Origin of the sequence: Lentzea jiangxiensis, assembly GCF_900104175.1 — a bacterium.
In the GTDB taxonomy this organism is placed as follows: domain Bacteria; phylum Actinomycetota; class Actinomycetes; order Mycobacteriales; family Pseudonocardiaceae; genus Lentzea; species Lentzea jiangxiensis.
The window spans coordinates 1018590-1042378 of record NZ_FNIX01000001.1; the positions used below are offsets into that span (position 1 = coordinate 1018590).

Genomic DNA, 23789 nt, shown 5'->3' on the forward strand with positions numbered 1-23789 from the left:
GGTCGCCGAGTTGAAGCATGATTCAACGAGACAGATCCGGTGTCAGAACTGTGGGAAGGCGCACTCGTTTCGCCGTGTGGCGCAGCGCATACCCCCGAACGGTCCACGGGCGATCAGGGGCAGACTGGGTTGGTGAGTCCGAAAACCCGTCGTGGCGAGCTCCGCATCCACCTCGGCGCCGCTCCCGGTGTGGGGAAAACGTTCGCCATGCTCAGTGAGGCGCACCGCCGACGGGAACGCGGCACCGACGTGGTCATCGGTTTTGTGGAGACCCACGGCCGGAGGAGGACCGCCGAACTGGTCGAAGGCCTGGAAATCGTTCCGCGCAGGCGTTCGGTGCACCGCGGCGTCGAACTCACCGAGATGGACGTCGACGCCGTGCTGGCCCGCGCGCCGCAGGTCGCCGTCGTCGACGAACTGGCGCACACGAACGTCCCCGGCTCCCGGGGTGCGAAGCGGTGGCAGGACGTCGAGGAGCTCCTCGAAGCGGGCATCGATGTGCTCTCCACGGTCAACGTGCAGCACCTGGAATCGCTCAACGACGTCGTTCAGCGCATAACAGGCGTTCCGCAGCAGGAAACCGTGCCGGACGAGGTCGTGCGCAATGCGAACCAGATCCAGCTCGTCGATCTGACGCCGGAGGCGCTGCGCCGCCGGCTCGCCCACGGCGACGTCTACCCGGCGAACAAGATCGACGCGGCCCTCGGCAACTACTTCCGCGTCGGAAACCTGACCGCGTTGCGCGAACTGGCGCTGTTGTGGGTCGCTGACCAGGTCGATGTCGCGTTGCTGCGCTATCGGGCGGAACAGCAGATCACGGACACGTGGGAGACGCGCGAACGAGTCGTCGTCGCCATCACCGGTGGCACGGAAAGCGAGACGTTGATCCGTCGCGCACGCCGCATCGCGACGCGCGCGGGTGGTGACCTTCTCGTCGTGCACGTGCTCAGAGGCGATGGGCTCGCAGGGGCGGATCCGCACTCACTGCAGAAGTACCGCAAGCTCGCCGACGACGTCGGTGCGACCTTCCACACCGTTGTCGGTGATGACGTGCCCACGGCGCTGCTTGAGTTCTCACGCGGCGTCAACGCCACTCAGCTCGTGGTCGGCACCTCGCGCCGTTCACGGGTCGCGCGCGTGTTTTCGGCAGGGATCGGTTCCACGGTCGTGCAGGAGTCCGGGGCGATCGACGTCCACATGGTCACGCACCCCGTGACGGCCAGCGGCTGGCGGGCGCGGTTCGCGGGCAGTCCGCTGGAGCCGAGCCGGCTCGCCTGGGGCTGGTTCCTGGCCGTTGCCGGGCCCGCGCTGGTCACGGCCGCGGGAGCGTTGCTGCGGAGCGGCCTGAACTTCTCCACCAACGTCATCGGCTACCTGCTGGTCACGCTGGTCGTCGCGATCGTCGGCGGCCTGGGGCCGGCGATCGCGGCAGCCCTGGTCAACGCGCTGCTGCTGAACTTCTTCTTCACCGAACCCCTCTACACGTTCACCATCAACGCCCAGCAGAACGTGCTCACCTTCTTCGCGATGATCATTGTCGGCGTCTCCACGGCGTTGGTGGTGGACTACGCCGCGAGACGCGCCACGCAGGCAGCGCGCGCACGCACCGAAGCCACGCTTCTCGCCTCATACGCGCGCACTGTTCTGACGCACCCGTATCCGCTCGCACGGCTGTTGGAAAAGGTGAAGGAGAACTTCGGCCTGACGTCCGTCGCCCTGCTGGAACGCGTGGACGGCGCCTGGGACCGGGTCGCGTGCGTCGGCGCGGCCCCGTGCGACGAACCCGACGAGGCGGACGTCGACATCGCCGTGACGCCGGAGGTGCACCTGGCGTTGCGCGGACGCTCGCTGCCCGCGTCGGACCGCCGCGTGCTGGAGGGCGCCGCCGGCCAGGCGTTGCTCGCGCTGAGGCAGCAGCGGATGGCCGAGCAGACCCTCGAAGCGCAGCGCCAAGCCTCGCGCACCGAGCTGCGCACCGCGTTGCTCTCGGCCGTCGGCCACGACCTCCGCACGCCGCTGACCTCGATCAAGGCCTCCGTCGGCTCGTTGCGCGATCCCGAGCTGACCCTGTCGGCGGAGGACACCGCCGAGCTGCTGGAGGCGGTCGAGGAGTCGGCGGACCGCCTCACCGCGCTCGTCGACAACCTGCTCGACTCGTCCCGCCTCGCCACGGGGGCCGTGTCGCCGCAGTTCCGCGCGGTCGGCTACTACGAGGCCGTCGCACGGGCGCTGAGCGGCCTCGGCGGCGACGTCGAGGTCGACGTCCCGGAGTCGCTACCGCCCGTGCGCGCCGACGTCGGACTGCTCGAACGAGTGGTCGCCAACGTCGTGGGCAACGCGCTGCGTTACGCCGGAGCCGTCGCCATCAGGGCGTCCGCGCACGGCTCGGTGGTGGAGCTGCGCGTCGTCGACCACGGTCGCGGTCTGCCCGCCGGTGCCGCGGAGCAGGTTTTCGCGCCCTTCCAGCGCCTCGGCGACCGCACGCCGGGTGGCGTTGGTCTCGGTCTGAGCGTGGCGAAGGGCTTCACCGAGGCCATGGGAGGCACGATCACCATGGAGGACACACCCGGTGGCGGGCTCACCGTGGTGATCTCGCTCCCCGCCGAGGAGAGGAACGCGTGACGAAGGTACTGGTGGTCGACGACGAGCCGCAGATCGTGCGCGCGCTGCGGATCAACCTCTCGGCCCGCGGCTACGAGGTGCTCACCGCCCCCGACGGCGCCACGGCGCTGAGGCTCGCCGCCGACGGCAAACCGGACGTCGTGGTCCTCGACCTCGGCCTGCCCGACATGGACGGCACCGACGTCATCGCGGGCCTGCGCGGCTGGACGACCCTGCCGATCATCGTGCTGTCCGCCCGCACCGACTCGACCGACAAGGTCGACGCCCTGGACGCAGGCGCCGACGACTACGTGACGAAACCGTTCGGCATGGACGAGCTCCTCGCCCGCCTGCGCGCCGCCGTCCGCCGCTCGGCGGTGGCGGGCCCCGAGGACGAGCCGGTCGTGAAGACCGCGTCGTTCACCGTCGACCTGGCGGCCAAGCGCGTGCTCAGGGACGGCGCCGAGGTGCACCTCACGCCCACCGAGTGGGGTCTGCTGGAGGTCCTCGCCCGCAACGCGGGCAAGCTCGTCGCGCAGAAGCAGCTGCTCAGGGACGTCTGGGGGCCCGCCTACGAGAAGGAGACGCACTACCTTCGCGTGTACCTCGCGCAGCTGCGGCGCAAGCTGGAGCCGGAGCCCGCACGGCCGCGGCACCTGCTGACCGAGGCCGGCATGGGTTACCGGTTCGAGCTCTGAGCCGTCAGGACTGCGGGTCCGGCGCGGCCGAGCTGGAGGAGCTCGACGACGGCGGCACGGTGGTCTCCGACGCCGAAGAACTGGACGTCGTCGGTGCCGGTTCCTCGATCGACGTGGGCGGGTTGCTCTGCGACCGCGTCGGCTCCACCGGGTTCGTCGTCACCTGCGGCTGGTCGGGCGTCCCGGGCTTCGGCTGCTGCTCCTGCGGACGTGCCGCCTGCCTGCGGTCCTGCTCGGGCTGCGACGACGGGGCGCCGGACGACACGGTGACCACGACGGTGCTCGTGCTGCCGTCGGGCGCGACACTGGTGATGGTCTGCACGACGTCGGCCGCCGTGCGTTCCGGGCTCGCCTCGCGGCCGGACGCGGCGAGCATGGACGCCACCGTGGCGAACAGCGTCGCGACGACCACGCCGCCCGCAGCGAGCATCACGGCCGTGCCCACGCGCTTCTTCGAGGCCTCTGCCGATGACTGCGGATGATCTTCTTCGAACACACCCATCTCCTCGTGGAAACCCGGTCGGATGGACTTGCGTTCGAGTTATCGGCGGGAACACTCCAAAGCCTCAGCAGAGCCACACCTTCGTGTAGCTCTGCGTCACAGGGCGGTGACTGGCGTAACCCTAAGGGGTCGTCGTCGTTGTCGTCGGGTCCGTGGTGGTGGTGGTCGTCGTCGGCTCCGTGGTGGTGATCGGCGGCTTGGTGGTCGTCGTCGGGTTCGACGTGACCACCGGCGGGTCCTCGGTCGTGACCGTCGTCGTCGTGCCGTCCGGACGCGTGATGGTCGTGACGCGCGTCGGCTTCTTCGACGTGGTGGTGGTCGTCGAGGTCGTCGTCTCCACCGTCGTCGACGTCTGCTCGACCGACGAGCTCGGCGTGGACGTCGGCACGATGCTCAAGGCGTCGCGCACGGCCTCCTTGCGCGGGGGCTGGGTCGCGGGCGACTCGGCGGCGCTGTCCGAGCCCGCCGCGAGCGAGGCGACGGCGGCGAAGACGGTCGCCAGCACGACGCCCGTCGCGGCGAGGACGATCTGCGGCGCGCCTCGGCGCCAGCGCGGGCTCGAGTCCGGTTCCGGGCTCTCGTACACGAAGTTTCCCCTGCTCAAGCGGTCAGCGGCCGAAGTTCTGGGTCCAGTAGTTGCCTCGCGTGTCGAGGCCCACGCCCATCGTGGTGAAGCTGCAGTTCTCGATGTTTTCGCGGTGGCCCGTCGAGTTCATCCAGCCGGTCACGACCGCCTGGGGCGTCGGGTAGCCCTTCGCGATGTTCTCGCCGCCGGGCTTCGGGTAGCCCGCTTCCTTCATCCGCACGTCGAACGTCCTGCCGTCCTGCGACGTGTGCGAGAAGTAGTTCTTGGTGGCCATGTCCGTGCTGTGGGCCTGGGCGGCGGTCGTGATGCGGTCGTCGATCACGAGGGCCTTGCAGCCGGCGGCGGCGCGGGCGTCGTTCACGAGCGCGAGCACGGCCTGCTCCGGCGTCTGGCCGGCGGGCGGCTTCGGCGGCTGGACGGGCGGCTTCGGCGCTTCGGGAGGCGTCGTCGTCGTGGTGGTGGGAGCCGCTGACGAGGTGGTGGAGGAGGGCGTCGCCGTCGTCGACGAGGTGGTGGGAGCGGAGGAGGACGACGAGGCCGTGGGGGTGCCGACACCGGTGTTGCCGTCTTCGGGTGGCGTCCGGCTGCCGGGGGCGGCGGCGTTGCCCGTGCCGAACTGGTTCGCCGCGTCGGTGCTCTCCTGCTGCGCGGCGTTGGTGAAGCCGATGCCGAGAGGGGAGGTGCCGGTGATGGCGAGGCCGCCGATTCCGGTTGCACCGATCAGCAGGCCGAGTAAGAGGCTGCGGGCACTCACGGGTCGGGACCGTACCACTAATGGGTGACACCCCAGAGTGCGTCATCCGTCACCTTCGGTCACTACGCCACCATTCGGAGGTGGACGTACGACTGAACGCCTGGGTGCGTGGACGGGTGCAGGGTGTCGGTTTTCGCTGGTGGACGCGCGCCAGAGCGCTGGAGCTGGGCCTGGTCGGAAGTGCTTCGAACCGGCCGGACGGGCGGGTCGAGGTGGTGGCCGAGGGTCCGCGGGAGAAGTGTGAACAACTGCTGGAGGCTCTCCGATCGGGTGACACTCCGGGGCACGTCGAATCGGTGGGTGAGCAGTGGTCCGCCGCCCGGGGCGACCTGACCGGCTTCGTCGAACGCTGAACCTTCCGCGAGAGGATGGCGTAGTAGGAGATCGTGGACTCCTCAGAAGACGTCCTCATCCAGCTGTACGACCGCTGGAGAGGCCCGCTGCTGCACTACGTGCTGCGGCTGGTCGACGGCGACTACCAGCAGGCCGAAGACGTCGTGCAGGAGACCCTGCTCCGCGCGTGGCGGCACCACGAGGAGTTGAAACCGGACGACGCGGCGCCGTGGCTCTACACGGTCGCGAAGAACCTCGTGATCTCCGGATACCGCCGCCGCAACGCACGCGCGACCGAGGTGCCGCTCGAACCGGTGGACCTCCCGCCGGTCAGCGACCAGGTCGAGCACGTGCTGCAGACGTGGCAGGTCGCGTCGGCGCTGAGAGCGCTCACGCCCGAGCACCGGACGGTCGTCATCGAGCTGTACTACCGCCGCCGCACCGTCGCGGAGGCCGCCAAAACGCTCGGCATCCCGCCGGGCACGGTCAAGTCGCGCTGCTTCTACGCGCTGAGGGCGCTGCGCGACGCACTGGAGGAGAGAGGGGTGACCGGGGCGTGAGCTGCCAGCACACCGTCGACGTCGGCGCCTACCTCTTCGGCTCGCTCGACCTCGGGGAACGAGCCGCGTTCGAACGCCACCTCGGCACCTGCGACTGCTGCCAGGCCGAGATGCTGCGGCTCGCCCCGCTGCCGGGCCTGCTCGGCCGCCTGACCCCGCAGGACGTCGAGAACCTCGACGAGATCCCCTCCTGCCCGCCGGGGCCGGACCGGCAGCGCCGCGTGGCGCTGGTCTGCGCCGCCGTCCTCGTGGCGCTGGCGCTGGCCGGCGGCGTCCTGTTCCTGCGGCCACCGCCCGCGCCCACGTGGGCGGCCGAGGACCCCGGCACCGGGGTGGACGGCGAGGTCTCGATGGTCTCGAAGTCGTGGGGCACGGAGATGTGGTTCAAGCTCGGCGACGTCAAACCGGGTGCGCGCTGCAAGGTCATCGTGTTCGACCGGCGGGGCCAGCGCGAGGTCGGCGGCTGGTGGGGGTCCGACCACGGCCCTGACGAGCGCATTCCCGGTTCCACGTCGTTCCGGGTGGACCAGATCGACAGGCTGGAGGTGTCGGACGAGAGCGGGCTGCTCGTCACCCTGCGCCCCTAGACGCGCAGGTCAAGGCACGCCTCCCGCGACCGCCGCAAGCGCTTGGGTACTCTGCCCGGCGTGCATCTCAAGAGCCTGACGCTGAAGGGCTTCAAGTCCTTCGCCTCGGCTACCACGCTGCGCTTCGAGCCCGGCATCACCTGCGTGGTCGGTCCCAACGGGTCCGGCAAGTCCAACGTGCTCGACGCGCTGCGCTGGGTGATGGGCACGCAGGGGGCCAAGGACCTGCGCGGCGGCAAGATGGAGGACGTCATCTTCGCCGGCACGTCCGGCCGCGCGCCGCTCGGCCGCGCCGAGGTGACGCTGACGATCGACAACTCCGACGGCGTGCTGCCGATCGAGTACACCGAGGTGTCGATCACCCGCCGCATGTTCCGCGAGGGCGCCACCGAGTACGAGATCAACGGCAACTCGTGCCGCCTCATGGACATCCAGGAGCTGCTGTCGGACTCCGGCATCGGCCGCGAGATGCACGTGATCGTCGGTCAGGGCCAGCTCGCCGCGATCCTCGAGTCCAAACCGGAGGAACGGCGCGCGTTCGTCGAAGAGGCCGCCGGCGTCCTCAAGCACCGCAAGCGCAAGGAAAAGGCGCTGCGCAAGCTCGAGGCGATGCAGGCGAACCTGACGCGCCTCACCGACCTCACCGCCGAGCTGCGCCGCCAGCTCAAGCCGCTGGGCAAGCAGGCCGAGATCGCCCGCCGCGCGCAGGTCGTCCAGTCCGAGCTGCGGGACTCGAAGCTCCGCCTGCTCGCCGACGACCTGGTGACGCAGCGCGAGGCCATCGCGCAGGAGGAGCACGACGAGGCGAAGGCCCGCGAGCGCCGCGCCGAGGTCGAGAAGTCGTTGCAGGCCGCGCAGTACCAGCAGAACGAGCTGGAGGAACGGGTCGCGGCTGACTCGCCCAAGCTGCAGGCCGCGCAGGACACCTGGTACCGGCTGTCCGCTCTGGAGGAACGCCTGCGCGGCACGGTCCGGCTCGCCGCCGAACGCGCGCGGCACCTCTCCGCCGACGTGGACGCCCCCAGCAGGGGCCGCGACCCCGACGACCTCGACCGCGAGGCCGAGGAGACCGCCGAGATGGAGCTGGAGCTCCAGGAAGGCGTGACCGAGGCCCGCATCGCGCTCGCCGAGGCAGTGGAGACGCGCGCCGAGCTGGAGCGCATGGTCTCGCAGGCGGAGAAGGCCCACATCGCCGCCGTCCGCGCCATCGCCGACCGCCGGGAGGGCCTCGCCCGCCTGTCCGGTCAGGTGGAAGCGTTGCGCAGCAAGACGAACGCCACCGCCGAGGAGATCGAACGCCTCTCCGTCACGGTGGCGGAGGCCGCCGAACGCGTCGAGTTCGCGTCGATGGAACTGGCCGAGGCCCGCGAGATCACCGGCACCGAGGACGAGGACGACCACGACCTCGACGAACGCCACCGCCAGGCCGTGCAGTCCAACGACGCGGCACGCCAGCGCGTCGAGGAACTGGTCAAGGCCGAACGCACGGCAGAACGCGACATCGCGTCGTGGCGTGCCCGCGTCGACGCTCTCTCGTTGGGCCTCACGCGCAAGGACGGTGCGGGAGCGCTGCTCGCGTCGGACGTGCCGGGCCTGCTGGGCTCCGTCGCCGCGCTGCTGACCGTCGAACCGGGTTTCGAGGTGGCGCTGGCCGCCGCGCTCGGCCCGATCGCCGACGCCGTCGCGGTGTCGTCCGGAGACGGCGCGCTGGCCGCCCTGAAGCTGCTGAAGGAGAAGGACGCCGGCCGCGCGGGCGTGCTGATCGGCTCCGGTGGGTCCACTGTGGACACCTCCGCGTGGGGTCACCTGCCGCACGGCGCGCGCTGGGCGATCGACGTCGTGCACGCGCCCGAGGCGTTGCGCCCGGCGCTCGCGCGAGCACTGGACCGCCTCGCCGTGGTCGACGACCTCGACACGGCGGCACGCCTGAACGTGCGCGCGGTGACCCGTGACGGCGACGTTTTCGGCCTCGACTGGGCCGTCGGCGGCTCGGGTGGCCAGGGCCAGAGCGTGATCGAGGTGCAGGCCGCGGTCGACGAGGCCCAGGAGCAGCTGGCGACGGCGGAACGGGCGCTGGAGCACGCCTCGGCGGCGCTCGAAGGTGCCCGCGCCGAGCAGCAGGCCCGCCGCAAGGTGCTCGACGCGGTCAAGGAGGCCGTGCAGGAGGCCAAGGTCCGCCAGGCCCGCTCCGGCGAGCGGCTGAACCGGATGGCCGCGGCCGTGCGGTCGGCGGAGGCCGAGGTCGCCCGCATCACCGAGCAGCGCTCCAAGGTCGAGCGGTCCCGCGAGGAAGCCCTGATGAAGCTGGGCGAGCTCGAGGAACGGCTGCTGATGGCCGAGGAGGAGCAGACCCTCGAGGACGAGCCGGACACCGACCAGCGCGACGCGCTGTCCGCGGAGCTGGCTCAGGCCCGTCAGGCCGAAATGGACGCCCGCCTGGTGCAGCGCACGGCAGAAGAGCGCGCACGGGCCGTACAGGGCAAGGCAGACGCTTTACGTCGCGCCGCCCGCGCCGAGCGTGAGGCCCGCGAACGCCACGCCCGCGCCACGGCGCACCGTGCGCGCGGTGCGGTCGTCGCGAAGGCCGTCGTCCGCGGTGGCGAGCAGGCGCTGGAACGCATCGAGATTTCGCTGGCCCGCGCCGCCCGTGAGCGCGACCTGGCCCAGGAACGCCGCCAGCAGCACGAGCTCCTGCTGACCCAGGTGCGCAACGTGGTGCGTGAGATGTCCGGCGAGCTGGAGAAGCTCGTCGACGCCGTGCACCGCGACGAGGTGCTGCGCGCCGAGCAGCGCATGCGCATCGAACAGCTGGAGACCAAGATCGCCGAGGACTTCGGCATCGGCCTCGACGACCTGGTCAACGAGTACGGCCCCGACGTAATGGTGCCGGCGTCGGCCGCCGAGATGGCCGAGTACCAGGCCGCCAAGGACCGCGGCGAGCAGGTCTCCGAGCCGCAGCCCATGCCGTACGACCGCGACACCCAGGCCCGCCGCGCCAAGCGGGCCGAGCGCGACCTGTCGTTGCTGGGCAAGGTGAACCCGCTCGCGCTGGAGGAGTTCGCGGCCCTGGAGGAGCGCTACAAGTTCCTCTCCACGCAGCTGGAGGACATCAAGGACACCCGCCGCGACCTGCTCACCGTCGTGAAGGAGGTCGACGACAAGATCCTCGAGGTCTTCACGCTGGCCTACGAGGACGTGGCGCGCGAGTTCGAGATCGTCTTCAAGGTCCTGTTCCCCGGCGGCGAGGGCCGCCTGGTGCTGACCGAGCCCGAGGACATGCTGACCACCGGCATCGAGCTGGAGGCCCGCCCGCCCGGCAAGAAGGTCAAGCGCCTGTCGCTGCTCTCCGGTGGCGAGAAGTCGCTGGCCGCGGTCGCGATGCTGGTCGCGATCTTCCGCGCCCGCCCCTCACCGTTCTACGTCATGGACGAGGTCGAGGCGGCGCTGGACGACACGAACCTGCACCGGCTGATCAGCCTGTTCCAGCAGCTGCGGGACAAGTCGCAGCTGCTGATCATCACGCACCAGAAGCCGACCATGGAGATCGCCGACGCGCTGTACGGCGTCTCCATGCGCGGCGACGGCATCTCGCAGGTGATCTCGCAGCGGCTGCGCACGTCGGGCGACGAGCCCGCGCGTGCCGCGCAACCCGCTCCGGAACCGGCTCAGGCCGAGGCCTGAGCGCCGCGGGTCAGCGCCCGCCGCGGTCGAGCCGCGCCGCTTCCTCCGGCGTGGGCGCGCTGCCGCCCAGGTGCGCCGGAGCCCACCAGGCACCCGGCTCGTTGGGGTAGCCGGCCTGGGCGACGTCCAGCAGGTCCTGCAGGCGCTTGCGGAGCAACGAGTCGCCGGAGTCGCCGGGGGAGGCCTCGAACGGCTCGCCGATGAGGATCGTGATGGGGATGTGCCGCTGGGTCAGGTCCTTGGGGCGGCCCTTGGTCCACAGGCGCTGGGTGCCCCACAGGGCGACGGGGATGAGCGGCACGCCGGCCTCGTGCGCGAGGCGGTTCGCGCCGGACTTGATGTCCTTGACCGTGAACGAACGGCTGATGGTGGCCTCGGGGAAGATCCCGACCACCTCGCCGGTGCGGAGCGCGGACAGGGCCTGCTGGTAGGAGGCCTGGCCCGCGCTCCGGTCGACGGGGATGTGGTGCATGCCGCGCATGAGCGGGCCTGCGATCTTGTTGGCGAAGATCTCGTGCTTCGCCATGAACCGCGTGAGGCGCTTCGAAGGGTGCGCACCGTAGCCCGCGAAGATGAAGTCGAGGTAGCTGACGTGGTTGGACGCCAGCACGGCTCCACCCGTGCGCGGAACGTGGTGCGCCCCTTCGACGGTGATCCGCAGGTCGAGCACCTTGAACATGAGCTTCGCTGCGGCGATCACCGGGGGATATACGCGATCCGACATGCTTCCGAACGGTAGCCGGAAAAGCTACTGACCGGTAGCGGCACCTTCGTGTTCTCGCATGACCTTGGGCACGCCCGCCAGGTCCTCGTCGTTGCAGAGCAGCTTGAGGTCGTAGTACGGGTTTCCATGGGTGTCGTCGTAGTCGAGATGGACTGCGATGACGTCCACGGGCTCGCCCAGCCACTCCTGGGTCTGCCGCAACCAGGCGGCAGCACGTTCCAGAGCGGCGGGAAGATCATCGTCTCGGAATTCGACCGGCCTGTACGGAACTCCCTGGACACCGTCCCGGTTGTTCGACGGCAAGGGCAGGTCGACGGCCACCCCGGATTCGTTGAGATCGAGTTGGATCGTTTCCTCACTCACCGTAAAAGAGTCCCCCACCCTCACCTGGGCTGCAAGCCCGAATCTGGTTGTCGTGCCCACGGCGCCGGTGGTAGCGCCCCGGCATACCAGCGCCGAGGAGGGGGTCGGTGTGAGTGTTGTCTCCCGCCTCAGCAGGAGCGTTTCAGGAACTCGATGTCGCGCTTGACCTTCGTGATCCGGTCGTGGGTGGGCATCAGCACGCGGGAAAGCGCGGCCAGGAGCTGCTCCAGGTCCGCGGCCGCGCCACCGGTGTCCCCGGTCGCGTAGCGCAGGTTCGCGAGCAGCTGCCGGGTCTCCAGGACGTCCTCGTGGTCGGGGCCGAGCACGCGCTCCTGGTCGCGCAGCAGTGGCTCGCACACGGCGATGGCCTTGGCGGACTGCTTCGCCGCGCCCAGGACGCGCGCCAGGTTCAGCCGAACGGTGAGGGTCCCGGGGTCGTCCGCGCCCGCCACCTCCCCGTACCGCTCGACGAGCGCCCGGAGCTCCTTCGCGGCCGTCCTGAAGTCGCCCGCGTGGGCCCTGGCCTCGGCCTCGGCGGCGCGGGCGTGCAGCTCTTCGAGTTCCCCGGCGGACGACATCCGGCCGATTTTACGCGAGCGCGCGACCGTGACCTGGGGCCGGTGAAAACTCCCTCGCTTCGAACGGCCGTGCGAGCAACCATTCTTCTCATGTACGACATCCGTTTCGCCGAACCTGGCGACCTCGGCGCCACGATGGCGCTGCTGGTCCGGCTCCAGGCCGACAACGCGCACCACATCGGGTACCTCGGTGAGACAGTCGAAGAGCTCCGCGCGGAGCTCGGCGAGTTCGAGCCCAGCTGGGCCGACTGCACGGTGGTCGCCGTCGACGCCGACGACAACATCACCGGCATGCTCAGCGTGGAGATCGACGCCGAGCTCGGGCGCGCGTGGCTGCACGGCCCGTTCGTCGACGTACCGGTCAACCACCCCGCGGGCAGCCGCATCTGGGACCAGACCGCCGACGCGATGTTCCGGCGCGCCACCGAGCTCCTCACCGGCATCACCGACCTCGAGCTCTACGGGCACACCGCCCACCGGCGGCTGGCCGCGTTCGCCGAACGGCACGCCTTCAGCGCCGGCAAGGCCAGCGCCATCCACGTCCTCGACAACGGGGACTTGCGCACGTTGCTCCTCAGGGACGCCAAATGTCCCAACGAGCGCGAGATGCGCATCCTGCCGACCGACAAGTTCGTGCACGAGGCCGTCGCCGTGCTGCACGAGCGATGTTTCCCGCGCACGTACCTGTCCGGCAGGCAACTCGTCGAATCCGATCCCAGGACGCGCACGGTCGTCGTCGCCATGGACGGTCAACGCGTGCTCGGGTACGCCGCGGGCAAGGCCCAGCCCGAGGAGTACTACGTCGACTTCGTGGCCGTCGAACCCGACGTCCGCGGCCAGGGCGTCGGAGCCGCTCTCGTCACCGAGCTGCTGTGGAAGCTCGCGGCCGAGCACGGCGCCCGGCCGCAGGCCGCGGCGTCGATCTACGCCGGCAACGAGTCCTCGCAGAACATGTTCGCCCGACTAGGATTCCGCCTTCACGTCGAGCTCGTCGCGTACCGCCACACCGCGTGAGTGGCGCAGTGACAGCAACCCGCCCACGAGCAGCGTGACCGCCACCCCCAGGGGCGTGTTCCACCAGCCGGTGAGCGACTTCAGCTCAGAGGTCGCCTTGCCGAAGTAGATCGTCGGCGTGCTGCCGCCGAACTTGACCCCGAGGATCACGAACCCGACGACCACCACCGTCGCCACGAACGCGATGATCGCGTCCGCCTGCGTGACGCGCCGGAAGACCAGGCCGAGCAGGAAGGCCCCGAGCAGCGCGCCGTAGGTGTAGCCGGCGATGCCGAGCGCCTGCACCACGATCGGATCCGCGGTGGTCTTGTTCGAAGAGGCGAACAGGCCCGCGCAGACGATCAGCAGACCCGCCCACACCAGGGTCCAGATCCGCCCGTGGCGCAGGCGTTCCTCGTCGGTCATCGGGGTCTTGCGGACGCGTTCGTAGACGTCGGTGACGGTGCTGGAGGCCAAGGCGCCCAACGACGACGACAGCGCGGCGGCGAGGATGCCGGCGATCACGAAGCCGGACAGGCCCGACGGCAGCTCGTTGACGATGAAGTAGCCGAACAGCTCGTCCTTGTTGCCGAGCCCCAGCTCCTTCACCGGGTCGGCGCCGTTGTGGAAGGCCCACATCATCACGCCGATGAACAGGAAGAACGCGAACTGCAGGAACACCACGAAGCCGGAGGCGATCAACGCCTTCTGCGCGGACTTCACGTCCCGCGTGGCCATGAGCCGCTGCACGATCAGCTGGTCCGCGCCGTGCGACGCCATCGACAGCAGTGCGCCGCCGAAGAACGCGGCGATGAACGGGTACGCGCCCGTCAGCGGTGAGGAGGTGAAGTCGAAGACCTGGAACTTGTCGACGTCGACGGCCTTGGCGAACCAGCCGTCCGGCAGCTGGCCGGACAACCACCAGATCACCACGAGTCCGCCGAGGACGTACCAGAGCATCTGGATGGCGTCGACCCACACGACCGCGCGCACGCCGCCGAAGAAGCTGTAGAACACCATCGCGATGCCGAGCGCGAGGATGATCGTCCAGTAGCCGGCGTCGATGCCGTACCGGGCGAGCACCAGCTTGATCGGGATCGCCGTCGCGAAGAGCCGGATGCCGTCCGCGAGCAGGCGCGTGAAGAGGAACGTCACGGACGCCGTGGCGCGCATGCCGCCGCCGTACCGCTTGCCCAGGAACGCGTACGCCGTCACGAGGTCACCGGCGATGTAGCGGGGCAGCAGGACGAAGCTGACGACGATGCGTCCGACGACGTAGCCGAGAGCGAGCGTCAGGTACGTCATGCCGCCCTGCGCCGGCGTCGCCATGTAGGCGATCACCGGCACGCTCAGCACGGTGAGCGTCGACGTCTCCGCGGACACGACCGACAGGCAGACGACCCACCACGAGATGCGCTTCTCGCTGACGAAGTAGTCGGTGGACGAGTTCTGCCTGCCGCCGATCCACATGCCGAGCAACGGCATCCCGACGAGGAACAGGGCGATGATCGCGAGGTCTAGTCCGCGCATTTCGGCTCCCCCACTTCCAGCTTGGTCACGGTGGTGGTGACGGGCTCGGGCAGCCTCAGCGGCCCGGCGCCCGGCGTGATGCTGCCGAGCAGCCGCGGTCCGGACGCACCGGTCGCGGACGGCGTGTTGCCCGCGATCCCGTGCCAGGTCAGGAACCCGAGCAGGGCGGCGAGGTAGGCCTCCTTGCCGTCGCGCGGCAGGCCCAGCGAGTCGCTGATCCGCAACGGGATCGGGTCGAGGGCACGTGCCAGCGCCTCGACCAGCACGGGGTTGCGCATGCCGCCACCGGACGCGACGACGGTGCTCGCGTCGTGCGCGCGGCAGGCGTCGGCGATGGTGCGGGCGGTGAGCTCGGCGAGCGTGCGGAGCATGTCCTCGGCCTGGACCGTGGGCAGACCTTGGAGGTACTCGGCGTTGAAGTGCTCCTTGCCCGTCGACTTGGGCCACGGCTTCGCGTAGTACGGGTCGGCGAGGAGCTTTTTGAGGACGTCCTCGCGCACGGTGCCCCTGCTCGCGAACTCGCCGTTGGTGTCCTGGCGGCGTTCGCCTCGGGACAACACCTCCATGACGGCGTCCATCAGCGCGTTGCCGGGGCCTGTGTCGTAGGCGATCGGCGGGCTGCCCGGTCTGACCACGGTGATGTTCGCGATGCCGCCGATGTTGAGCGCGACGGCGGGCGCGTCCCCGGCCAGCCAGAGGGCGTCCAGCGTGCTCGCGAGCGGGGCACCCTGGCCTCCCGCCGCGACGTCGCGGACCCGCAGGTCGGCGACCACGGGCACGCCGGTCCGTTCGGCGATCCAGGCGGGCTGGCCGAGCTGCAGGGTGCCGAGGCAGTCGCCGTCCTGGACCTCGTGGTGCACGGTCTGCCCCAGCGAGCTGATCAGGTCCGCCGGCAGGTACCCGGCGGCGACTTCACCGAAAGCCTGCCCGAGCGACGTGTCGAAGGCGCACACTTCAGCGAGGTCCCGCGGCTTCTCCAGCAGGTCCTTCGGGAACGGGTGCTCGGCGCACTGCACCGGCACGAGCTCTACGACGTCGCCGTTGATCGACAGGTCGGCGACGGCGACGTCGATGCCGTCCATCGACGTGCCGGAAATCAGTCCGATCACCCTCACGACGTGTGGTGTATTCCACACAGTGGTCGGGCGCAAGAGCTCTGGTGAAATCTTCGCTTAATTGAGCAACAACTGGTTGACAGATCACATGCGGGCCTGTGAAAGCATGGTCCCGTGTCGACGTCCTCCCTTGTCCTGATCCTCGTAGTCGTGGCGGTCGTGCTGATCGCTGCGCTGGTGACCGGTGTGGTGCTGACGCGTCGCCGTCGCATCAGCCTGACCCAGAAGGAGGAGACCCCTCGCCCCGGCGGGTACCAGGCCGCGTCGGGGATCACGTTCGCCCCGGCCACCCCCGAAGCCACCGACGCCGAAGCGGTCGCCGTGGCCGAAGTCGAGGTGACCCCCGTGCGCCCGGCGCCGGTCGAGCGCCCGGCGCCGGTCGAGCACCCGGTGGCCGACCGGACCGAAGTCGACGGCCAGCCGGGCGTGGGCGACGACGCCTCCGTGCCGCGCGACTCGCCCCAGCGCGGCTTCGTCGAGATCGACCTGCCGGAAGAGGCCTCCGAGGTCGAGGAGATCGAGCCGACCGAGGGCCGGCTGGAACGGCTGCGGGGCAAGCTCTCGAAGTCGCGCAACGCCTTCGGCACCTCGCTGCTGGGCCTGCTGGGCGCGGGCGACCTGGACGAGGACTCGTGGCAGGACGTCGAGGACACGCTGCTGATCGCGGACCTCGGGGCGGCGCTGACGACCGAGATCGTCGACACGCTGCGCTCGAAGATCGCCGGATCCGGGGTGCGGACCGAGGCCGAGGCCCAGGCACTGCTGCGGTCCGTGCTGGTCGACGCCCTGGGCCCGCGCATGGACCGGTCCCTGAAGGCCCTGCCGCACGCCGGCAAGCCCGCCGTGCTGCTCGTGGTGGGCGTCAACGGGGTCGGCAAGACCACGACCACCGGCAAGCTCGCGCGGGTCCTGGTGGCCGATGGGCGCACGGTGCTGCTCGGTGCCGCTGACACGTTCCGCGCCGCTGCCGCCGACCAGTTGGAGACCTGGGGCAAGCGGGTCGGTGCCGAGACCGTGCGCGGCCCCGAGGGCGGCGATCCGGCCTCCGTCGCCTTCGACGCCGTCAAGCGCGGCGTGGACTCCGGTGTGGACACGGTGCTGATCGACACCGCCGGCCGGTTGCACACCAAGGTCGGGTTGATGGACGAGCTCGGCAAGGTCAAGCGCGTGGTGGAGAAGCAGGCTGTCGTCGACGAGGTGCTGCTCGTGCTGGACGCCACCACGGGGCAGAACGGGCTGGCTCAGGCCCGGGTCTTCGCCGAGCAGGTGGACATCACCGGGATCGTGCTGACCAAGCTGGACGGAACCGCCAAGGGCGGGATCGTGTTCCAGGTCCAGCGGGAGCTCGGGGTCCCGGTGAAGCTGGTCGGGCTGGGGGAGGGGGCGGACCACCTGGCCCCGTTCGAGCCCGGTGCGTTCGTGGACGCACTGCTCGGGTGATCTTGTCGGGGGTGCTGGGCAGGTTGTGTTGCGAGGGGTCCTGAGGTCGGGGGGACGCCTGCGTGAGCGCGCGTCGGCGTGGGTGTGCGCGCCCTGTCCGTAGGTTCTCGCTGTTGCGTTGGCGAGTGCCTGTTCGGCGATTTGCCCCCAGACCCCGGCAATCTGATCAGGGGCCGGCGTTTCGAGCGGGTTGACGGCACGCCTGTTGCGTTGGGCGGCTGCCGGTTGCGGTGGTGGTTGCGCCGGGAGCGCTTGCTCGGGAAGGCGTTCGGACGGCTCGCCCTCGGCATCGCGTTCGGTCAGGCTGTTGCCGCCTGGTCCGCCAGTCGCTTCGCCGCCGCCCGCACCTCGGGGAGGATGCGGGCTACCGCTTCCTTCGTCAGTCGCCCCTCCGGGCCCGACACCGACACCGCGGCCAGCGTCGGGCCTCCCACGACCGGCACCGCGATGCAGCGCACCCCGAGTTCTTGCTCGGACTCGTCCAGCGCGTATCCGCGTTCGGCGATCTCGTCCAGCGAAGCCAGCAGCTCGCCGGCGTCCGTGATCGTGTTCGACGTGTAGGCGGGTAGGCCCGTGCGCTCCAGGAGTGCGCGGACGTCGGATCGCGGTAGTTGCGAGAGCATCGCCTTGCCCACGCCGGTGCCGTGCGGCAGCAGGCGGCGGCCCACTTCCGTGAACATGCGCATCGAGTGCTTCGAGGGCACCTGCGCCACGTAGACGACCTCGTCGCCGTCCAGGACTGCCAGGTTCGCCGTTTCCTCCACCGAGTCGACGAGCTGGGAGAGCAGTGGTCTGGCCCAGGTGCCGTACTGGCGCGAGGCGGTCTCGCCGAGGCGGATCAGGCGCGAACCGAGGGTGTAGCGCCGGTTGCTGTTCTGGCGCACATAGCCCAGCGTGACAAGGGTGCGGATGAGGCGGTGGATCGTGGGCAAGGGTAGGCCGGACGTGGCCGCCAGCTCCGACAGCGATGCCTCGCCGCCCGCGTCCGCCAGGCGTTCGAGCAGGTCGAATGCCCTTTGCAGGGACTGCACGCCACCTGTGGACACGTGCGGCTCCTTCCATTGCAGTTCCGCAATGCAAAAACTATAGTCCACACAGCAAAACCGAGAGAGGTGGATTCCGGTGCAGGTCCTGACCGAAGAGGCTCTTGAGTTCGTCGCGAAGCTGCACGAGGCGCATGCCGCCCGCAGGGACGAGCTGCTCGCTCTGCGCAAGGAGCGACGGCCTCTCGGGTTCCTGCCGGAGACGCGGGAGGTGCGCGAGGGCGACTGGCGGGTCGCGGAGGCGCCCGAAGCGCTCAGGGACCGCCGCGTCGAGATCACCGGGCCCACCGAGCGGAAGATGACGATCAACGCGCTCAACTCCGGCGCGAAGGTGTGGCTCGCGGACCTCGAGGACGCGAACACGCCGCACTGGGACAACGTCGTGCAGGGGCAGGTCAACCTCTACGAGGCGGCGCGCGAGACCATCGAGCACACCTCGCCGGAGGGCAAGGAGTACAAGCTCAAGGGCGGGCCGTACCCGACGGTCGTCGTCCGGCCGCGCGGCTGGCACCTCGACGAGCGCAACCTCGAGTTCGGTGGCCGCAAGGCCGTGGGTGCTCTCGTCGACTTCGGACTGCATTTCTTCCACAACGCGTCCCTTGGCAAGCCGTACTACTACTTGCCGAAGATGGAGTCGTACCTCGAAGCACGGCTGTGGAACGACGTCTTCACGACGGCGCAGAAGTTGCTGGGCATCCCGCACGGCACGATTCGCGCCACGGTGCTCATCGAGACGATCCCGGCCGCGTTCCAGATGGAGGAAATCCTCTACGAACTGCGCGACCACGCGTCGGGGCTCAACGCCGGCCGGTGGGACTACCTCTTCAGCGTCATCAAGTACTTCCGCGACGCCGGCGCCGACTACGTGCTGCCGGACCGCAACAGCGTGACGATGACGGCGCCGTTCATGCGCGCGTACACCGAGCTTCTGGTGAAGACGTGCCACAAGCGCGGGGCGTTCGCCATGGGCGGCATGGCGGCGTTCATCCCGAACAGGCGCGATCCAGAGGTCACGGAGAACGCGCTGCGCAAGGTCCGCGAGGACAAGACGCGCGAGGCGAACGATGGTTTCGACGGGTCGTGGGTGGCGCATCCTGACCTCGTGCCGATTTGCCGGGAGATCTTCGACGGTGTGCTGGGCGACAGGCCCAACCAGGTCGACAAGCAGCGACCCGACGTCAGCGTCACGGCCGCGCAGCTGCTGGACTTCAAGTCCGCGGGTGGCGCGGCGACGCGGGCCGGGCTGGAAGCCGCCGTCGACGTCGGCGTGCGCTACATCGCGTCCTGGCTGGGCGGCAACGGCGCGGCGGCGATCCACAACCTGATGGAGGACGCCGCCACCGCGGAGATCTCCCGCTCGCAGATCTGGCAGTGGATCAACAACGAGGTCGTGCTCGACGACGGCACCCAGGTCACCCCGGAGGTTGTGCGCGAGGTCCTCGCCCGTGTCGGCGGCTCGCTGGAGGGTCCGCACGTCGCGGCGGCCGTCGAGCTGTTCGAGCAGGTCGCGCTGTCCGAGGAGTTCGTCGACTTCCTCACGCTGCCGGCGTACGAGCGCATCTGATGTACCGGACATCGCTGCCTCCCGAGGAGGTCGAACGGCTGACAGCGCGGTTGTCCACTGTGGAACGCAGCTGGCCGGTCGGCCGTCAGCCCGTGCACACGTGCTACGTGCCCGCCGGGCGCCTCATCGGTTCCACGGTCGACGACTGGGGCCGCGAGGCCCTGGAGTCGATCGAGCCGGAACTGCTGCCGGACCTGCCGGACGGCGTGCTGGACCGCGTCGAGGCGAAGCTGCGCCGCGAGCCGATCGAGGACCTGCGGATCGACTTCGAGGACGGCTACGGCGCGCCCGAGGACGACGTCGAGGACATGGACGCCGAGAGCACGGCCCACCTGGTGTCCCGCTGGCTCGCCGAGGACACCGCGCCGCCGTCGTTCGGCGTGCGCATCAAGTCCTTCGACACCGCGGAACTGCGCGAGCGCGGACTGCGCACCCTCGACATCTTCCTGACCGCGCTGGAGGACGTCCCGCCCGGCTTCGTGATCACCCTTCCGAAGGTGACGTCGGTCGAGCAGGTCGAGGTGTTCGGCGAGATCCTCGACCTCTTCGGCGGCGACCTGAAGTTCGAGATCCAGGTCGAGACCACCCAGTCCGTTGTGGACTCTTCGGGACGGCTCGCGATCCCGCAGTTCATCGAGGCGGGGCACGGCCGCGTGACGGGCCTGCACTTCGGCACCTACGACTACACCGCGGGCTGCGGTCTGTCCGCGGCACAACAACACCTGGCACACGGCGCGTGCGACTTCGCCCGCCACGTGATGCAGGTGTCCGCCGCCGGCACGGGTGTCCGGTTGTCCGACGGCTCCACCAACGTGCTGCCCGTGGGCGACGGGAAGCAGCACGGCTGGGAGACGCACTACCGGCTCGTTCGCCGTTCGCTGGAACACGGCTTCTACCAGGGCTGGGACCTGCACCCGGCACAACTGGTGACGCGGTATGCGGCCGTCTACGGCTTCTACCGCGAAGGCCTCGCCGCCGACGCCGCCCGTTTGAAGTCGTACGTCCAGCACGTTTCCGGCGGCGTCCTGGACGAGCCGGCGACCGCCCGGGCGCTGTCGTCCTCCTTCCTCCGCGCGGTGGACTGCGGCGCGCTCGACCCGGAGGAAGTGCAGGTCGCGACGGGTCTGGACGAACCGGCGCTGAGGAGCCTCGCGACCCGGTCGAGCTGATCCGGCTGCTCGGCCGTCTGTACCGGCGACTGCTGATCGAGTACTGCTGATCGAGTACTGCGGGGCGGACCTGTTCCACTCGTGGCGGGACCAGCGGATGTCGTTGCGGGGCACGGAGAACCGCTGACCCTGCTGGTTCAATGGGGCCATGAAGGTCGTGGTGGTAGGTGGGGGAATCGCCGGACTGCTCGCCGCCCGCGTGCTGAGCGAGTCGCACGACGTCGTGGTCCTGGAGCGGGACGAGCTGTCCGACGAGGTCGAGTACCGGGCCGGTGTGCCGCAGGGCCGGCACGTGCACGGGCTGCTGGTGCGCGGCGGCGAACTGCTGGAAGGGCTGTTCCCCGGGCTGCGCGACGAGCTCGTGGCGGCGGGCGCGGTGCTGGCGGACGCGGGGGACATGCGCATCCTCAACCCGCTCGGCTGGCTCGCGCGCACGCGGACGGGGCTGCCGCTGCTGTCGTTGAGCCGGCCCTTGCTGGAGACCGCGATCAGGCGGCGGGTCACGGCCGAGATCGTGGACGGCGTGCACGTCACCGGGTTGTCGTTGCGCGACGGCACGGTCGACGGCGTTCTCACGCGGGACCACGGCAAGATCGGCGCGGATCTCGTCGTCGACGCTTCCGGGCGGTCCTCGAAGCTGGCGGACTGGCTCGCGCGGGCGGGGATCACGACGCCGGAGCCCGAGGTCGTCGACTCGCGCACCGGGTACGCCACGCGGATCTACACCGCGCCGGAGGACTTTCCCGTGGTGTACGCGGAAAGCCTGTCCGCGCCGCACGTGCCGAGGGGCTGTGCGGTGATGCGGGTCGAGGGCGAGCGGCTGATGGTGACCGCGCAGGGGGCCGCGGGTGACCACCCGTCGCGGGACGTGCGGAGCTACGAGGAGTTCCTGGGTTCGCTGCGGGTGCCGATCGTCGAGATGCTCGAGGACGCCGAGCCGCTCACGCCCGTGTACCTGTTCGCGCGGACGGCCAGTCGCCGCAACGCGTTCGAGTCCACGGCGAACTGGCCCGGCGGGCTGGTGGCGGTCGGGGACGCGGTGTGCGCCTTCAACCCCGTCTACGGGCAGGGGATCACCGTGGCGGCGATGGAGGCGTTGTTGTTCCGGCGGCACGAGAACTTCAGCGCCAAGGGGTGCCGGGCGTTCCAGCGCAAGGTCGCCAGGACGTCGCGGGGGTCGTGGGCGATGTCGAGCAACGCCGACCGCAGCTGGGTCGAGGACAGGCGCCGGGGCGTGCTCGGGTGGTACCTCAAGAAGTGGCAGGTCGGGATCGTGCGCGACCCCGACCTGTTCCGGCGTTTCGTCCGGGTCGCGCACATGGTCGCCTCTCCGGCGAGCCTGTTCAACCCGGTGGTGTTCAGAAGGCTGGCAAAGTACTCCAGGCAAGCCCCGCCTCCGGGGCGTCGTCCCGCAGGACCGAACCCTCGATGAGGCCGTAGGGGCGGTCCGCGGCGTGGAAGACCTCGTTGTCGTTCTCCAGGCCGAACGGGCTCAGGTCCACGAGGAAGTGGTGCTTGTTCGGCATGGAGAGCCGCACCTCGGCCACCTCGGGCCGTGTGGTCAGCACGGCCTCGCCCATCGCGTACAGCGTCTGCTGCAACGAGAGGGAGTGCTTGTCCGCGAACGTCTTCAGCATCGTCGAGCGGATCTCGGCGAACGACGTCGCCCAGTCGACGTCCGTGCCGGTGTAGCGCCAGCGGGCGGTCACCGACGTCGCCAGGATGCGGTCGTCGGTCTCCTTCAGCGTCGTGTACGGGTCCTTCGGGTAGCCGTGGAACTCCGAGCCCGTCGACTTCAGGACCACGAGGTCGCGCACGCCGGAGACGACCCAGGCGGAGGAGCCCTCGATCGTCACGGCGGTGGTGCGCTTCTCGTTCGAGCCTTGCACGAACGAGTGGTCGTGGCCGTCGATGCGGTCCCAGGAGTGCTCGTCGACGAGGATGCGCGCGCCCGTGATCGGCTCCTGCGAGTCCACGAAGTGCCGGCCGAGGCGCAGGGCGAAGTCCTCGATCTCGCCGACGGGCGCTTCCTTGGCGAACGCGTAGACGGTGTTCTTCTGCGTGTCGGTCGCGAGCACCTTGGCGTTGTCGCCGGTGAGGTGCGTGTCGGCGAGGTCTCCGCGCAGCGAGGTGCTGACGGTCAGGTCTTTGATCGTGTGCACGGAACCGTTGCGCGACACCGTGACGAGGCGGATCTCCGCCTTCCCGTACTGGTTGGGGCCCAGGACGATGGCCATGTTCAGCTCCCGATCAGCTTCCGCAGCCGCAAGGCGGCGATCTTCGCGAGTTCGTCGTTGACGACGCGGAGCTCGACCTCCGGCGCGTTGCCCAGGCGACTGGACAGGTTGCCGAGCATCTCCGCACCGCTCAGGCCGGTCGCGCACACCAGGTAGATATGCCCGAACCGATCCTCGTACGCGGCGTTGGCGGCCGCCAGGCGATCGGCCTCGGAGGCGTCCACACCGGACTGTTCGGACCGCGACCACCTCGCCGACACCCCGCCTGTCCTCTGCCGTTCGCCGATGCGCGGGTGCCCGGCGATCGCGCCGAGCACCTCCTCGTCGGAAAGTCCTTGTGCGGCAACCGAAGAAGCCGCGAGGAGAGCATCCATCGACGCGTAGGGCCTGCCCGCCGCTATCGCGTCGATCCAGCGGGGTACCGCGAGGCACTCGGCGAGCAGAGGGCGGAGTTCGGACTCCGGGGCGCTGTTGAAGCTCTCCACGGCTCTCCAAGTTTCTACATCGCGGAATTGAACTTCCACATTCTTGCGCCGGGCTGCGCGCGCTGTCCAGTGTCTCCGTGAGGCGAAATATTGATTCTGTTCAGCGAAATGACGCTCGACCCGGAGCACGCCATCCACGCATTGCCGGACGTCGAACCGGACGTCACGCGGCGCATGGCTCAGGCCGATCCGCTCCTCGCCGTCCCAGGCGGTCGCATCGCCCGCGACCGGGTGTCACAGTGAGTG

Annotated in this window: 23 protein-coding genes; 12 read left to right on the plus strand and 11 right to left on the minus strand. The window is 69.9% G+C overall.

All coding sequences use genetic code 11. The annotated features are described in order from the left end of the window. The first annotated feature begins 132 nt into the window (after positions 1-132). Together BLQ91_RS05045 and BLQ91_RS05050 are read left to right on the plus strand one after the other, a co-directional pair. Complete coding sequence (locus BLQ91_RS05045; RefSeq protein ID WP_425412412.1) at positions 133-2622, plus strand: DUF4118 domain-containing protein; 2490 nt, start codon at positions 133-135, stop codon at positions 2620-2622. Then, positions 2619-3299 (plus strand): response regulator, encoded by a 681-nt coding sequence (locus BLQ91_RS05050; protein WP_090095424.1) that lies wholly within the window; start codon positions 2619-2621, stop codon positions 3297-3299. Before BLQ91_RS05045 ends, BLQ91_RS05050 begins: the two co-directional genes overlap by 4 nt. Before the next feature lie 4 nt (positions 3300-3303). Here the strand turns inward: BLQ91_RS05050 and BLQ91_RS05055 are convergent, their stop codons facing one another. The 3 genes from BLQ91_RS05055 to BLQ91_RS05065 all read right to left on the minus strand — a co-directional run bounded on the left by BLQ91_RS05055 (position 3304) and on the right by BLQ91_RS05065 (position 5141). Continuing rightward, complete coding sequence (locus BLQ91_RS05055) at positions 3304-3795, minus strand: hypothetical protein (protein ID WP_143022528.1); 492 nt, start codon at positions 3793-3795, stop codon at positions 3304-3306. Positions 3796-3922: 127 nt separating this feature from the next. After that, on the minus strand, positions 3923-4387 hold the full coding sequence (locus BLQ91_RS41060) for a hypothetical protein (protein WP_090095426.1): 465 nt from the start codon (positions 4385-4387) through the stop codon (positions 3923-3925). 22 nt (positions 4388-4409) lie between these two features. After that, entirely contained in the window at positions 4410-5141 is a 732-nt protein-coding gene (locus BLQ91_RS05065; RefSeq protein WP_090095427.1) for a CAP domain-containing protein, read from the minus strand. Positions 5142-5161: 20 nt separating this feature from the next. On the opposite strand from BLQ91_RS05065, the gene BLQ91_RS05070 reads away from it, so the two are divergent. The 4 genes from BLQ91_RS05070 to smc are packed head-to-tail and all read left to right on the plus strand — an operon-like array spanning position 5162 to position 10302. Further along, positions 5162-5494, plus strand: a complete 333-nt coding sequence (locus tag BLQ91_RS05070) for an acylphosphatase (RefSeq protein WP_090095428.1) — start codon at positions 5162-5164, stop codon at positions 5492-5494. Positions 5495-5527: 33 nt separating this feature from the next. Continuing rightward, a complete protein-coding gene (locus tag BLQ91_RS05075; protein WP_090095429.1) occupies positions 5528-6034 on the plus strand; it encodes a sigma-70 family RNA polymerase sigma factor in 507 nt (168 codons plus the stop codon). Continuing rightward, positions 6031-6621, plus strand: a complete 591-nt coding sequence (locus tag BLQ91_RS05080) for an anti-sigma factor family protein (RefSeq protein WP_090095430.1) — start codon at positions 6031-6033, stop codon at positions 6619-6621. Before BLQ91_RS05075 ends, BLQ91_RS05080 begins: the two co-directional genes overlap by 4 nt. A 60-nt stretch (positions 6622-6681) precedes the next feature. Then, complete coding sequence (gene smc, locus BLQ91_RS05085; RefSeq protein ID WP_090095431.1) at positions 6682-10302, plus strand: chromosome segregation protein SMC; 3621 nt, start codon at positions 6682-6684, stop codon at positions 10300-10302. Between the two features lie 10 nt (positions 10303-10312). Here smc and BLQ91_RS05090 read toward each other — a convergent pair whose 3' ends face one another. The 3 genes from BLQ91_RS05090 to BLQ91_RS05100 form a co-directional block, all read right to left on the minus strand. Continuing rightward, entirely contained in the window at positions 10313-11026 is a 714-nt protein-coding gene (locus BLQ91_RS05090; RefSeq protein WP_090095432.1) for a lysophospholipid acyltransferase family protein, read from the minus strand. A gap of 24 nt (positions 11027-11050) precedes the next feature. Next, a complete protein-coding gene (locus BLQ91_RS05095) occupies positions 11051-11389 on the minus strand; it encodes a hypothetical protein (RefSeq protein ID WP_090095433.1) in 339 nt (112 codons plus the stop codon). Positions 11390-11517: 128 nt separating this feature from the next. Further along, positions 11518-11967, minus strand: a complete 450-nt coding sequence (locus BLQ91_RS05100) for a tetratricopeptide repeat protein (protein WP_090095434.1) — start codon at positions 11965-11967, stop codon at positions 11518-11520. 90 nt (positions 11968-12057) lie between these two features. Here BLQ91_RS05100 and BLQ91_RS05105 point away from each other — a divergent pair, with 90 nt between their 5' ends. After that, positions 12058-12981 carry a GNAT family N-acetyltransferase gene (locus BLQ91_RS05105; protein WP_090095435.1) on the plus strand — a complete coding sequence of 308 codons (924 nt, stop codon included), beginning with the start codon at positions 12058-12060 and terminating at the stop codon, positions 12979-12981. Here the strand turns inward: BLQ91_RS05105 and BLQ91_RS05110 are convergent. Together BLQ91_RS05110 and BLQ91_RS05115 are read right to left on the minus strand one after the other, a co-directional pair. Then, complete coding sequence (locus tag BLQ91_RS05110; protein WP_090095436.1) at positions 12931-14490, minus strand: sodium:solute symporter; 1560 nt, start codon at positions 14488-14490, stop codon at positions 12931-12933. The genes BLQ91_RS05105 and BLQ91_RS05110 overlap by 51 nt on opposite strands. Next, on the minus strand, positions 14478-15599 hold the full coding sequence (locus BLQ91_RS05115) for an anhydro-N-acetylmuramic acid kinase (protein ID WP_090095437.1): 1122 nt from the start codon (positions 15597-15599) through the stop codon (positions 14478-14480). Before BLQ91_RS05115 ends, BLQ91_RS05110 begins: the two co-directional genes overlap by 13 nt. Before the next feature lie 120 nt (positions 15600-15719). Here BLQ91_RS05115 and ftsY point away from each other — a divergent pair, with 120 nt between their 5' ends. Next, entirely contained in the window at positions 15720-17045 is a 1326-nt protein-coding gene (ftsY, locus tag BLQ91_RS05120; RefSeq protein WP_090095438.1) for a signal recognition particle-docking protein FtsY, read from the plus strand. 299 nt (positions 17046-17344) lie between these two features. Here ftsY and BLQ91_RS05125 read toward each other — a convergent pair whose 3' ends face one another. Further along, entirely contained in the window at positions 17345-18091 is a 747-nt protein-coding gene (locus BLQ91_RS05125) for an IclR family transcriptional regulator (protein ID WP_090095439.1), read from the minus strand. Between the two features lie 76 nt (positions 18092-18167). On the opposite strand from BLQ91_RS05125, the gene aceB reads away from it, so the two are divergent. The 3 genes from aceB to BLQ91_RS05140 all read left to right on the plus strand — a co-directional run bounded on the left by aceB (position 18168) and on the right by BLQ91_RS05140 (position 22253). Continuing rightward, a complete protein-coding gene (gene aceB, locus BLQ91_RS05130) occupies positions 18168-19652 on the plus strand; it encodes a malate synthase A (protein WP_245733116.1) in 1485 nt (494 codons plus the stop codon). Then, positions 19652-20821, plus strand: a complete 1170-nt coding sequence (locus tag BLQ91_RS05135) for a DUF6986 family protein (RefSeq protein WP_090095441.1) — start codon at positions 19652-19654, stop codon at positions 20819-20821. The genes aceB and BLQ91_RS05135 overlap by 1 nt, the downstream gene beginning before the upstream one ends. A 148-nt stretch (positions 20822-20969) precedes the next feature. Further along, a complete protein-coding gene (locus BLQ91_RS05140) occupies positions 20970-22253 on the plus strand; it encodes an NAD(P)/FAD-dependent oxidoreductase (RefSeq protein ID WP_090095442.1) in 1284 nt (427 codons plus the stop codon). Here BLQ91_RS05140 and pucL read toward each other — a convergent pair. Both pucL and uraD read right to left on the minus strand, forming a co-directional pair. Further along, entirely contained in the window at positions 22180-23058 is an 879-nt protein-coding gene (gene pucL, locus BLQ91_RS05145; protein WP_090095443.1) for a factor-independent urate hydroxylase, read from the minus strand. The two genes, BLQ91_RS05140 and pucL, sit on opposite strands and share 74 nt — an antisense overlap. Before the next feature lie 2 nt (positions 23059-23060). Continuing rightward, the gene (gene uraD, locus BLQ91_RS05150; RefSeq protein WP_090095444.1) at positions 23061-23543 is read right to left on the minus strand and encodes a 2-oxo-4-hydroxy-4-carboxy-5-ureidoimidazoline decarboxylase; all 483 of its coding nucleotides are present in this window, start codon (positions 23541-23543) and stop codon (positions 23061-23063) included. Positions 23544-23651: 108 nt separating this feature from the next. Between uraD and BLQ91_RS43285 the strand changes: the two genes are divergently transcribed. Next, positions 23652-23786 carry a hypothetical protein gene (locus tag BLQ91_RS43285; RefSeq protein ID WP_281199239.1) on the plus strand — a complete coding sequence of 45 codons (135 nt, stop codon included), beginning with the start codon at positions 23652-23654 and terminating at the stop codon, positions 23784-23786. Positions 23787-23789 lie beyond the last annotated feature (3 nt).